Raw genomic sequence first — 12,109 nt, 5'->3', positions numbered from 1 at the left:
CGCGGCGTGGAAATACGAGTGCTAGGTGGCCTGTCGGTACGGCTCGACGGAGCCGACCTCGCCCTCGGGACACCCAAGCAGCAGCTGGTGTTGGCGCTACTCGCCGTTCGGGTCAACCAACTGGTCACTCTGCACGACTTGGTGGACGAGTTGTGGCCCGACGATCCGCCCCGGTCCGCAGTTCCCAATGTCCGGACGTACGCCGCCAATCTTCGTCGAGGTCTCGACTCCGCTGGGGGCGGCCGACTGAGGATCGTCCGTGAACCGGGCGGCTACCGCCTCGTTGCCGACGAGGAGCTGATCGACATTCACCGGTTCGGCGCCCGGTGGCGTCGCGCCCGTGAACTCATGCGCGCCGGAAAGCCCTCGCAGGTGATCGCCGGGTTGAGCGACGTGGTCGACCCCGGTCCGGCTCCGCTGTTGGCCGGACTCGCCGTGGGTCCGGCGCTGACCGCCCATCGTGAGGCCTCGGAACAGGAACGCCAGTCCGCGCTGGAACTGTTGGCGGAGGCATACCTCGCCCTGGGCCGCGCGGAGCTTGCGGTCCCGCTGCTGCGCGAGCACGCCGTACGCCAACGCCTGCGAGAGCGGGCGCAGGTCCTTCTGATGCGGGCGCTCATCGAGACCGGCGACGCGAGTGGTGCTCTCACCGTGTACCACGCGGCGCGGGACGCCCTGACCGAGCAGCTCGGACTGCCACCCGGCGAAGAGTTGGAGCACCTCCGGGTTGCGGCGACCGACGCCCGACGTGGTCCGCCGGAGGCCGCCCGCGCGGCGGAGAGGAGCCAGGCGCAGACCAACTGGCTACCGCGGGCGGTCTCGGACCTCGTCGGCCGTGAGGCACTTGTCGAGGCGCTGCTGCGTGAGTTCGCCGAGGCCCACGACTCCGGCCCGACGGTGCGGATGATCGACGGAATGGCGGGGTGTGGCAAGACGACCCTCGCCCTGCACGTGGCGGCTCACCTGGCCGACGCCTTTCCCGACGGACAGCTCTTCATCGACCTGCGGGGTCACGCGCGGCAGACCCGGATCCGACCCGCTGCGGCGTTGGACATCCTGCTCCGCCAGCTGGGTGTACCGGCCGGTCGGATCCCGGCCCGGTTCTCCGATCGGCTGGAGACCTGGCGGCAGGAGCTGACCGGGCGGCGCGTCGTGATGGTGCTCGACAACGCAGCGGACAGCGCACAGGTCGAGCCGTTGCTGCCCAGCCACGGTTCCGTGGCGGTGCTCGTCACCAGTCGGCGACGTCTGCTGGCCCTCACCGAGCGACCACCGGTGTCTCTCGCGGTGCTCACCGAGTCCGAGGCGCTCGAACTGCTCGGCACGCTGATCGGTAGGCGACGGTTGGCAGCGGATCCGGAGGGTGCGAGGCGACTGGTCAGCATCTGCGGTTGCCTCCCGCTCGCCGTCAGGCTGGCCGGGACCCGGTTGGCCCATCGGCCTGACTGGCGGGTGTCGGAGCTGGTGGACAGGTTGAGCCGGCGACCGTTGTTCCTTCCCGGCCTGCGCGCCGAGGCGCGGAGCGTGGCCGAAGCCTTCGCCGAGTCCTACGAGCCGCTCGGCGAGGCTGCGAGGCGCGTCTTCCGGTCGTTCGGCCTGGTCGCCGGGAACCACCTCGACAGCGCCATGGTGGCGGCTCTGACGGACCTGCGCCTGCCGCAGGCGGCCGACCTGCTGGACGAACTTGTCGACCGCCACCTGGTGGAGGAAGCCACCCCCGGGCGCTATCGCCTGCACGACCTGATGAGGCGCTATGCCACCGAGCTCGCCCGCCGGGAGGACCAGGCGACATTGGGCAGGCAGGCCGTATGGGGCCTGCTCGACCACGTCCTGCACTCGGTGGTCCGGGCCTCCGCGCTCATCGAGGACCCACAGCTGATCGCTGCGCACCTACGACTCGAAGCCCCGCTTCGGCCCGATCTGCTCGACGGGCGCGCCATCGGTGATCTGAACTGGCTGGAGGATCAGCGCCTGAACCTGGACGGCTTGGTCCGGCAGGCCGCTCAGGAGGGTCACGAGTCGATGGCGTGGCGGTTGGCCCGGGCGAGCTGGCGCTTCTCCTACACGCGCAGTTACTACGACGACATCACCGCCACGCACGAGATCGGGCTGACGGCGGCGCGCCGATCGGGGGACGAGCACGCCATCGCGTTGATGCACAACTACCTGGCCTCCGCCTGCGTCCGCACCGGCTCCTACCGCGAGGCCTCCGCCCACCTGCACGCGGTCGTGTCCATCCGTACCGCACTCGGGGACGCCGACGGCGCGCAGCGCGCCCGGGTCAACCTCGGAGTTGTGCACTGGCTCACCGGGCGGCTCCAGCAGTCCCTCGACGCCAACCTCAGCGCGTTGCGCAATGTGTCGGACACGATCCCCGTTCTGCCCAACCTCGGCCTCACGCTTCGATACCTGGGCCGCTACGACGAGTCGATGGCCGTGCACCGGCTCCATCTCTATGTCGCCCGGATCAGACGCGACCATTTCCACATGTCCAACGCCCTGGGGCACCTCGGCGGCGTTCGGTACCGCCTGGGTCAGCATCTCCAGGCGGAGCGCCTGCTTCGTGCCTCGTTGACGCTCCGCGACCGAACCGGAAGCGGGTTCGCCCGCGCCGAGACCCTGAGTGACCTCGCCGGCACGTGTCGGCAGCTCGGTCGCTACCAGGACGCCCTGCGCCACCACGAGGCGGCGATCGACGCCGCCACCGTGTCGGGGGAGCGTCACGTCCAGGCAGAGGCACGCAACGAGTTGGCCCTCACCCTCCGGGCGACGGGGCGGTGGAAGGAATCGGCGGCCATGTTCCAGGAGGCGCTGACCATCTCCACCCGGATCGCGCACCCGTACGAGCAGGGTCGGGCGTTGTGCGGCCTGGCCGAGCACCTGGAGGGCGACCAGCCGGCGGAGGCGCGTCGATACCGGCAGCGGGCGTTGGCGATCTTCGACCGGATGGGCGTGCCCGAGCGCCACGAACTCCGCCGGCGTCTCGCCGAACCGCCGTCACCAGTCGCCTGAACCGGTTTATCGATTTCTTATCGCGGTGCCGTCTAGCGTTCCCTCATCGGCCAAACGGGGGGTTCCCGCCCGCGCGGGACCCGGCCGACCAGGCCCCCACCGTCGATCCACCCCAGCGGATCGACGGTGGGCAGGTGAGGGAGGGGCGTCGCCCGGCGCATCGGCACCCGCCGCGACGTCCCTCCCCGCCGACGGCCCGAGCGGCGCCGACGGCCCCGAGCGACGCCCGTCGTCGTACCCGGCGGATAGGGTCGGGCGGTGACCGAACCCGCGCAGCTCACCCACGTCGATCCGGCCGGCGCGGCCCGGATGGTCGACGTCTCCGCCAAGCCGGTCTCCGGCCGGCTCGCGGTCGCCGCCGGCCGGCTCCGCACCACCGCCGAGGTGGTGGAGCTGCTGCGCCGCGACGGCCTGCCCAAGGGCGACGCGCTCGCGGTCGGCCGGCTCGCCGGGATCATGGGGGCCAAGCGCACGCCCGACCTGATCCCGCTCTGCCACCCGATCGCGCTGCACGGCGTCACCGTCGACCTGCGCCTCACCGCCGACACCGTCGAGATCACCGCCACCGCGCGGACGGCCGACCGCACCGGGGTGGAGATGGAGGCGCTCACCGCCGTGGCCGTGGCCGGGCTGGCCCTGGTCGACATGGTCAAGGCCGTCGACCCGGCCGCCTCGGTGGACGCCGTCCGGGTGCTCCGCAAGTCCGGCGGCAAGACCGGCGAGTGGGTGCGACCGGAGGACCGGCCGTGATCCGGGCCCGGGTGGTGGTGGCCTCGAACCGGGCCGCCGCCGGGGTCTACGAGGACACCAGCGGTCCGCTGCTCGTCGCCGGCCTGCGCGAGCTGGGCTGCACGGTCGACGCGCCGGTGGTGGTGCCGGACGGGGAGCCGGTCGGCGCCGCGCTGCGGGCGGCCCGCGACGAGGGCGTCGACGTGGTGGTGACCAGCGGCGGCACCGGCATCACCCCGACCGACCGCACCCCCGACGTGACCCGTTCACTGCTCGACTACGAGATCCCGGGCATCGCCGAGGCGATCCGGGCGCACAGCCGCGACACGGTGCCGACCGCCGCGCTGTCCCGCGGCCTGGCCGGGGTGGCCGGCCGCATGCTGGTGGTCAACCTGCCCGGCTCGCGCGGCGGGGCCCGCGACGGGCTGGCCGTGCTCGGGCCGATCCTGCGGCACGCGGTCGACCAGCTCCGCGGGGGCGACCACTGAACCCGCGGCGCGCGTGCGCCGGCGCTAGGCTCGCCGGATGAGCACCGAAACCGAGACCACCGGGGCCGAGGTGGGCACGCCGCCACCGGCCGGGTGGGAGGAGGCCCGCTCCCGGGTGTACGCGGTCGGTCTCTCCGCCGCGCTGCCCGCGGTCGCCCGGCCGCTGGCCGACACCGACGGGCACACCCTGGCCGAGCCGCTGACCACGCGCACCGACCTGCCGGCGTTTCCCACCTCCAGCGTGGACGGGTGGGCGGTGCGCGGGGCGGGGCCGTGGCGGGTGGCCGGTCGGGTGCTCGCCGGGCAGACCGCGTCCCCGCTGGACGAGGACGGCAGCACCGTGGAGATCGCCACCGGCGCGATGGTCCCGGCGGGCACGACCGCGATCCTGCGGATCGAGGAGTCGACCCGCACGGCGGACGGTCGGGTCGCCGGCACACCCCGCTCCCAGCCGGAGTGGCGGGAGCCGGGCGAGGAGGCACACCTCGGCGAGGAGTTGGTGCCGGCCGGCACGCCCGTGGATCCGGCGGTGATCGGCCTGGCCGCCTCCTGCGGGTACGACACGCTGCGGGTCCGCCGCCCACCCCGGGCGGCGCTGCTGGTCTTCGGCGACGAACTGCTCACATCGGGCCCGCCGGGCGCCGGCCGGGTCCGCGACGCGCTCGGCCCCTCGGTGCCGGGCTGGCTGCGCCGCTACGGCTGCCAGGTGCGCGGCGGCGACGTGGTCGGCCCGGTCGCCGACACGCTGCCCGCGCACGTGGCGGCGCTGCGCGGCGCGCTGGCAAACGCCGACCTGGTCTGCACCACCGGCGGCACCATGCACGGCCCGGTCGACCACCTGCACCCGACGTTGGAGGCGCTCGGCGCCGACTACGTCGTCAACACCGTGGCGGTGCGCCCCGGCTTCCCGATGCTGCTCGCCCGGTTGGTGGACGGCGACGGCCGGGTGCGTTTCGTGGCCGGCCTGCCCGGCAACCCGCAGTCCGCGGTGGTGGCTCTCGTCTCGCTCGTCGCACCCCTGCTCGCCGGCCTCACCGGCCGGCCGATGCCGGTGCTTCCGCAGGTCACCCTGGCCGAGCCGGTGCCCGGCCGGGGCGACCACACCCACCTGGCGCTGGCTCGCTGGGACCGGGTCGCCGGCACCGCGCACCCGGTGCGGCACGTCGGCTCGGCGATGCTGCGGGGTCTGGCCGGCGCGGACGGCTTCGCGGTGATCCGGCCCGGCACGAGCGGCGCGGCCGGCGACCGGGTGCCGCTCGTCCCGCTGCCGCTGATGCCCGGGGAGCGGTCGTGATCGATCCGGTGGGGATGGTGCTCGGGGCGGTCACCGACCGGCCGCTCGACCTGGCCGCGCACGAGGCGGCGGTCGGCGACCGCCGGGCCGGTGCGGTGGTGTCCTTCCAGGGCGTGGTCCGCGACCACGACCACGGGCGTGCGGTCACCCGGCTGGAATACGAGGGTCACCCCAGCGCCGAGGCGGTGCTGCGCGAGGTCGCGGCGGAGATCGCCGCCGACCCGGCGGTCTACGCGGTGGCTGTCTCGCACCGGATCGGGCCCCTGGAGATCGGTGACGTCGCCCTGGTGGCGGCGGTCAGCACGGCGCACCGGGCGGCGGCGTTCGATGCCTGCGCCCGCCTGGTCGACGAGGTCAAGGCACGGCTGCCCATCTGGAAGCGGCAGGTCTTCGACGACGGCACCGAGGAGTGGGTGAACTGCCCCTGAGCGGGGTGGCTCAGCGCCGGGCGGCGAGCGGGGCGGTGCGGGCCAGCCGCTCGGGATAGAACGCCGGCTCCGCGCCGGGGCGCCACGGCAGCGCCGCGACCAGCACGATCAGCGCGATGGCCAGGGAGTTCTCCATCAACGCGCCGAACAGGCCGTCCTGGTAGTGGGACACCTCGGGGAGCTGGTGCTCGTACGGCCAGATCGGCGAGATCAGGAAGAGCAGATAGAGCCCGAGCGCGCCGACGCCGTGCCGGAGCCCGGTCAATGTCGGGTACCAGATCGGCGGGCGCAGCGTGGGCACGCCGTTGGCCGAGAGCATGCCGTTGCCGCGCGGCGGCAGGCGGCGGCTGGCGTCACGGCGGCGTACCGCGGCGTCGGCCAGCACGATGATCGCCGGGATGACCCAGACCAGGTGGTGCGACCAGGAGATCGGGCTGATCACGTTGGCGGTGAGCCCGACCAGCGTGAACGCGGTCAGTTCGTCGCCGTCGGCGCGCGCGCTGAGCGCCCGGGACAGGCCCAGCGCCAGCACCAGCACCGAGAAGGCGAGCCAGAGCAGCCCGGGCGTCTCGATCGAGTCGTAGAGGCGCGCCAGCAGGCCGGCGAGGGACTGGTTGGCGGTCATGTCCGCCGCGCCGACCCGTTCGGTCTGCCACAGCACGCTGGTGAAGTAGGCGCGGGACTCCGCACCGAGCACGCCGAACGTCCCGAGCGTCACCCCGACGGCGGTGCCGGTCGCGATCATCGCGGCCCGCCACTGCCGGGTGAGCATCAGGTAGAAGACGAACAGCGCCGGGGTGAGCTTCACGGCGGTGGCGAGCCCGATGCCGACCCCGGCCCAGGCGCCGCTGTAGACGAACCGGGCCAGCGGCGAGTCGGCGGTCTCGTGGTGGGTGCCCCGCTTGGCCCGCCACCGCAGCCCGACCAGGTCCGCCATGATCAGCGCGAAGAGCAGCAGGTTGACCTGGCCGTAACCGAGGGTCTCCCGGGACGGCTCGATGGCCAGCGCGACCGGGGTGGCGACGGCGACGGTGAACCACAGCGGCCAGCCGAGCCGGTCCACGATGGGACGTAGCAACGCGGCCAGCACCACGGCGAGCGCGGCGATGCTGGCCAGCGCGTTGACGAACCCGGCCCCGTCGACCGGCAGCCAGGACATCGGCAACATGACCAGGGCGGCGAAGGGCGGGTAGGTGAAGCCGAGGGTGGTCGAGGGAGCGACGAAGTCGTACAGCTCGTTGCCGCCCGCCCACCACAGCACGGCACCGTGGTAGATCTTCATGTCGAAGAAGTTGTAGGGACGGCCGAACGCGCCGACGGCGAGCCACGCGGCGTACGACACGGCGGCCACGACGCCGACGCGGACGACGATCCGACGGTCGACACCGCGCGGGACACGGGAGACCTCGGCGAGGCGGTCCGTCCGTCTACCGACTGTCGTCGGCATGGCGTGGCCACCCCCGTACCAAGGTCGTCGTGCCCGTCCAGGTCCAGAACGGAGCCTAGAACGGTGCCTCACGTCGCTGCCTCCCGCGTTACACGACCGTGTCCGATCCCACACGTCTTCGCGACATTTCCACCGCGTTAACGGGTGTCGGGCGGTTCAGGTGATTGGTGGCCTTGCGGGGGGTGGTGGCCGTACGGGTGCAGGTCAGCCGGGCATGCGACGGGCGGTCGCCGCGGAGCGTACGGCGATCTTCGCCTCCCGGCGTGCGGTGCGGACCGCGCGCTTGACCGACCGGCGCGAGTGGTCGATCCGGTGGCCGGCGCGCCAGCGCAGCCCCGGCCTGCCCTCGGTGTCCGCGGCGGCGAGGAGGAGCCCACCGAGCAGTCCGAGGTTCTTCAGGAAGTGGATCTGGTTGTTGTTGCGCGCGGCGGGGTCGTCGTTGTTCCAGAAGGGATGGCCGGCGGCGGTGGTCGGCACCAGCGTGGCGGCGAGGACCAGCGCGGCCGGGCGACTGAACCGGCCGGTGGCCAGCATCAGGCCGCCGACCAGCTGGGTGGCGGCGTTGGCCCGGATGAGCGTCGCGGTGTCGGTCGGGATGCGCGGGTGCAGGTTCTGGATCAGCGGGGCGATCTTGTCGGTGACCGGTTCGGAGGCGGGGACCAAACGTTCCGGGTTGCGCAGGTTGCGGGCGCCGCTGACCACGAAGATGCCGCTCAACATGACTCGGGCGAGGGAGCGCACGGGCTTCATGGCTCAGTCATACCCCGTCGCGGGCGTCGTCACCCCCGCAACACACGAAAGGTATCGGCCGACGTGGACGTCCGGGCCACGCCGATTTCAGCGACCGTCGCGGATGGACCGGCCGTGTTCGGTAAGGTCGCGCGGGTGACGACGCTGCGACTGCGCCCGGAGGACCCGGCGGACGAGGCACCGGTGGCCCGGGTGCTCGCCGCCGCCTTCGCCCGGCCGGATGTGGCCACCCCGCCCGAGGTCGGCCTGGTCGAGGAGCTGCGACACGGCCCGGCGTGGATCCCGGAGCTGGCCATGGTCGCCGAGTACGGCGGCGAGGTGGTGGGCTTCGCGCTGCTCACCCGCGTCGGCGTACGCACCGACGGCGGCACCTGGCCCGCGTTGGCGCTCGGACCGGTGGCGGTGGCCCCGCACCGGCAACGCGTCGGGCACGGCACGGCGGTGGTGCAGGCGGCGCTCGAGGCCGCCACCGAGCTGGGCGAGCGGCTCGTGGTGGTGCTGGGCGACCCGGCGTACTACCGGCGGTTCGGGTTCGGCCCGGCGGACCGGTTGGGCCTGACCAGCCCGTGGTCCGGGCTGGGGGAGCCGTGGCAGGCGCTGGTGCTGCCGCCGTCCACCGGCGAGGAGCCGCCACCCCCGGCGGGCGAGGTGGTCTTCCCGCCGCCCTGGTCGCGGGTGTGAGCGTCGCTCAGGCGGGCTGGGTGCGCAGGTAACGGCCGAAGTGCGGGACGGTGAACGCGACGGTTCCCCGCTCGCCGGAGTAGATCAGGCCCTTCTTGATCAGCGCGTCCCGGGCCGGGGAGAGGCTGGCCGGCTTGCGGCCGAGCGCCCGGGCGATCTCCGCGGTGGGCACCGCGGCGTCCATGTCGTCCCGGCCGCCCTCCTCGCCGTCCACCAGCGCCAGCGTGGCCATCGCCCGCATGTACTCGCGCTCGGCCGGCGTGGCCCGCTCGAACCGGGAGCCGAAGAACCCCACCGCCAGCTCCGCCTCCGCCTCGGGCGCGGCGACCCGCACGTCCGCCGCGGTGATCGGTGAGCGCGGCGCGTGGTCCCAGGTGGCTTTCCCGTACGCCTGGACGAAGTAGGGATAGCCGCCGGACTTCTCGTAGAGCAGGTCGAGCGCCTTCTGCTCGTACTCGACCTCCTCCCGCTCGGCCGGCGCGCAGAGCGCCTGGTCGGCGGCGATCCGGTCGAGCCGGTCGATGCGCTGGTAGCGGTAGAGCCGTTCGGAGTACGACTTGGCGGCGCTGAGCACGGCCGGCAGGTGCGGCAGCCCGGCGCCCACCACGATCAGCGGCGCGCCGAGCTGGGACAGCTCGTGGCAGGCGGCGCAGAGCGCCGAGACGTCCTCGGCGCCGACGTCCTGCATCTCGTCGATGAACACGGCGATGCCGGTGCCCACGTCGGTGGCGACCGCCGCCGCGTCGCTGAGCAGCTCGACCAGGTCGATCTCGATGTCGCCGGAGTCGGCCCGGCCGCTGCTGGCCGGCACGTCGATGCCGGGCTGCCAGCGGTCGCGCAGCTTCGGCGCCGCGCCACCCCGCCCGCTCGGCGGCGTGGACCGTTGCGCGAACGCCTTGAGCACGCCCAGGAAGGCGTCGATCCGGTCGGGCGCCCGGTGCCGGGGGGCCAGCTCGCGGACCGCCATGTGCAGTGCGGCGGCGATCGGCCGGCGCAGCGACTGGTCCGGTCGGGCCTCGATCTTGCCGGTGCCCCAGAGGTGGCTGATCGCCTCCGAGCGCAGCGTGTTGAGCAGGACCGTCTTGCCGACTCCGCGCAGCCCGGTGAGCATCAGGCTGCGTTCCGGCCGGCCGCGGGCGATCCGTTCCAGGACCACGTCGAAGACGTCCAGCTCCCGCCCCCGCCCGGCGAGTTCGGGCGGGCGCTGGCCGGCGCCCGGCGCGTACGGGTTGCGGACCGGATCCACGAATCGCACAGTATCGGGTCGTCTAGCGGCCAGGCTAGACGTGCGTAGAGGTGGCTACCGCGTGTCGGCCTCGACGTAAAACTAGGGCTGTCTAGCGTCCACGCTAGACAGCCCTAGTTTTGCCTACCGGCTCACCGCCGCTTCAGGCAGAGGACGAAGTCGAGCGTGTCCAGCTCGCTGTCGAAGAAGTACCAGTCGGTGTAGCCGGTCACCTTGCCGCACTTGGCCTCGGCGTCCTTCTTGCCGCTGGTCGCGCCGTCGATCCGGCGCAGCACCTGGTAGGTCTTCGGCGCACAGTCGGCGATCACCAGCTTGGGCTGGCCGCCCCCGCCCTCGTTGGCGACGCACTGGCCCGCCTTGACGAAGCGCGGGTCGGTCGACGAGGCCGGGGCCGGTGCGGTGGGCGTCGCCTCAGCCGGATCGCTCGGCGCCGCCGCCGTCGGGTCCGCGGCCGGCGCGGTGGCCGCCGTCGTCCCGGCCGTCGGGCTCTTCTCGTCCCGGCCGAGCAGCCACCAGGCGCCGGCGCCGCCCAGCAGCAGCACCGCCAGCACGACCATCACCACCAGCAGCGGACCCTTGCCCCGCTTCGGGGGCGTGGGCTCGGCGTAGGCCGGCTCGCCACCGGCGTACGGCGGCTGCCCCCCGGCGTAGGGCGGCTGCCCGCCGTAGCCCGGGTCGGCGGGGTATCCCTGGTACTGCGGCGGACCGGGCGCCCACCCCGGCGCGGCCGGCTCGTACTGCTGGGTGGGGGGCCCGTACTGCTGGGGCGGGACGCCGTACTGCTCGGTGGGAGCGCCGTACTGCTGCGGCGGCCCGTACTGCGGACCGCCGGGCGCCGGGCCGTAGTGCGGGTCGGCCGGCTGCGGGGCGTACCCGTCGTCGGGCCGCCGTCCCCCCCACGGCTCGGGTGAGCCGCCGCCCGGTGGTCCGAAGTTCGACATGAACGCCTCCTGCGTACGCCAGTGCTGAGAGGCCGGCCACCAACACGGGACGCCGACGCCGTGGTCACCGTAGCGTGGTCCACCGATGAGCTCACGCCCCGAGAGTGCGACGACCGCCGCCGACAGCCCGGCGCGGTCGGCCCGCCCCGCCCTGATCTGGACCGCCCTCGCCCTGGTCTACCTGCTCTGGGGTTCGACCTACCTGGGCATCCGGGTCGCGGTCGAGTCCCTGCCGCCGCTCACCTCGGCGGCGATGCGGTTCGCCGCGGCCGCCGTGGTGCTCGCGCTGGTGCTGCGCCTGCGCCGCGGGCCCGGTGCGCTCCGCGTGCCGGCCCGACGCCTCGGCTCGGCCGCGCTGGTCGGTGTGCTGCTGCTGGCCGGCGGCAACGGGCTGGTGGTGCTCGCCGAGTCCGGCCCGCCGGGCGGCGCCGTGCCCTCCGGTGTCGCCGCGCTGCTGGTGGCCACCGTCCCGCTGCTGGTGGTGGTGCTGCGTACGGCCGGCGGGGACCGGCCCCGGGCCTGGACGTTCGCCGGCGTGGCGCTCGGCTTCGTCGGGCTGGTCCTGCTGGTGCTGCCCCGCGACGGCGTGGACGGGGTGCCGCTGGTCGGCGCGCTGATCGTGGTGGCCGGCGCGGTCAGTTGGTCCGTCGGCTCGTTCCTGTCCGGACGGATCCGGATGCCCGCCGACCCGTTCGTGGCCACCGTCTACGAGATGGTGGCCGGAGCGGTGGCGCTCGCGGTGGTCGCGGCCGCTCGCGGGGAGCTGGCCGACTTCTCCCCCGCCGAGGTGACCACGCGGTCCTGGGTGGCGCTGGTCTACCTGATGGTGGCCGGCTCGCTGGTCGCCTTCACCGCGTACGTCTGGCTGCTCGCGCACGCGCCGCTCTCCCTGGTGTCCACGTACGCCTACGTGAACCCGGCGGTCGCGGTGGCGCTCGGCGCGCTGCTCGTCGCCGAGCCGGTCACCGCGCAGGTGCTGCTCGGCGGCGCGGTCATCGTGGCCGGCGTGGCGGTGGTGGTGAGCACCGAGCGTCCGCGCCGGACCGCGCCGGCTGCCGTGGACGGGACGGCCCGGGAGACGGCGGAGCGGTAG

11 protein-coding genes are annotated in these 12,109 nt (G+C 73.8%); 7 read left to right on the top strand and 4 right to left on the bottom strand.

Annotated elements, in window-relative coordinates; translation table 11 throughout:
- Positions 1-87 precede the first annotated feature (87 nt).
- From ACN27B_RS09405 to ACN27B_RS09385, 5 genes are all read left to right on the top strand, one after another.
- The gene (locus tag ACN27B_RS09405; protein ID WP_422744493.1) at positions 88-3,012 is read left to right on the top strand and encodes a tetratricopeptide repeat protein; all 2,925 of its coding nucleotides are present in this window, start codon (positions 88-90) and stop codon (positions 3,010-3,012) included.
- Positions 3,013-3,270: 258 nt separating this feature from the next.
- Entirely contained in the window at positions 3,271-3,762 is a 492-nt protein-coding gene (gene moaC, locus ACN27B_RS09400) for a cyclic pyranopterin monophosphate synthase MoaC (protein WP_098747552.1), read from the top strand.
- The gene (locus ACN27B_RS09395) at positions 3,759-4,229 is read left to right on the top strand and encodes a MogA/MoaB family molybdenum cofactor biosynthesis protein (protein WP_099164861.1); all 471 of its coding nucleotides are present in this window, start codon (positions 3,759-3,761) and stop codon (positions 4,227-4,229) included. Before moaC ends, ACN27B_RS09395 begins: the two co-directional genes overlap by 4 nt.
- A gap of 37 nt (positions 4,230-4,266) precedes the next feature.
- Positions 4,267-5,523, top strand: a complete 1,257-nt coding sequence (locus tag ACN27B_RS09390) for a molybdopterin molybdotransferase MoeA (RefSeq protein ID WP_099163220.1) — start codon at positions 4,267-4,269, stop codon at positions 5,521-5,523.
- A gap of 14 nt (positions 5,524-5,537) precedes the next feature.
- Positions 5,538-5,951, top strand: coding sequence for a molybdenum cofactor biosynthesis protein MoaE (locus tag ACN27B_RS09385; protein ID WP_098747581.1), 414 nt, complete (start codon positions 5,538-5,540; stop codon positions 5,949-5,951).
- 10 nt (positions 5,952-5,961) lie between these two features.
- On the opposite strand, the gene ACN27B_RS09380 is transcribed toward ACN27B_RS09385, so the two are convergent.
- Positions 5,962-7,398, bottom strand: a complete 1,437-nt coding sequence (locus ACN27B_RS09380; RefSeq protein WP_422744490.1) for a glycosyltransferase 87 family protein — start codon at positions 7,396-7,398, stop codon at positions 5,962-5,964.
- 204 nt (positions 7,399-7,602) lie between these two features.
- Positions 7,603-8,148, bottom strand: coding sequence for a DoxX family protein (locus ACN27B_RS09375; RefSeq protein ID WP_091567828.1), 546 nt, complete (start codon positions 8,146-8,148; stop codon positions 7,603-7,605).
- A gap of 135 nt (positions 8,149-8,283) precedes the next feature.
- Here ACN27B_RS09375 and ACN27B_RS09370 point away from each other — a divergent pair, with 135 nt between their 5' ends.
- Positions 8,284-8,829 carry a GNAT family N-acetyltransferase gene (locus ACN27B_RS09370; RefSeq protein ID WP_091576785.1) on the top strand — a complete coding sequence of 182 codons (546 nt, stop codon included), beginning with the start codon at positions 8,284-8,286 and terminating at the stop codon, positions 8,827-8,829.
- Between the two features lie 7 nt (positions 8,830-8,836).
- Here the strand turns inward: ACN27B_RS09370 and ACN27B_RS09365 are convergent, their stop codons facing one another.
- Complete coding sequence (locus ACN27B_RS09365; protein WP_099163222.1) at positions 8,837-10,075, bottom strand: ATP-binding protein; 1,239 nt, start codon at positions 10,073-10,075, stop codon at positions 8,837-8,839.
- Positions 10,076-10,206: 131 nt separating this feature from the next.
- Positions 10,207-11,016, bottom strand: coding sequence for an LppU/SCO3897 family protein (locus ACN27B_RS09360; RefSeq protein ID WP_422744486.1), 810 nt, complete (start codon positions 11,014-11,016; stop codon positions 10,207-10,209).
- 85 nt (positions 11,017-11,101) lie between these two features.
- Here ACN27B_RS09360 and ACN27B_RS09355 point away from each other — a divergent pair, with 85 nt between their 5' ends.
- The gene (locus tag ACN27B_RS09355) at positions 11,102-12,109 is read left to right on the top strand and encodes an EamA family transporter (protein WP_422744484.1); all 1,008 of its coding nucleotides are present in this window, start codon (positions 11,102-11,104) and stop codon (positions 12,107-12,109) included.

The sequence above is a fragment of the Micromonospora sp. WMMD754 genome, from assembly GCF_049315235.1.
GTDB lineage: Bacteria > Actinomycetota > Actinomycetes > Mycobacteriales > Micromonosporaceae > Micromonospora > Micromonospora sediminicola.
This window is presented reverse-complemented; position numbering and strand designations above follow the sequence as displayed.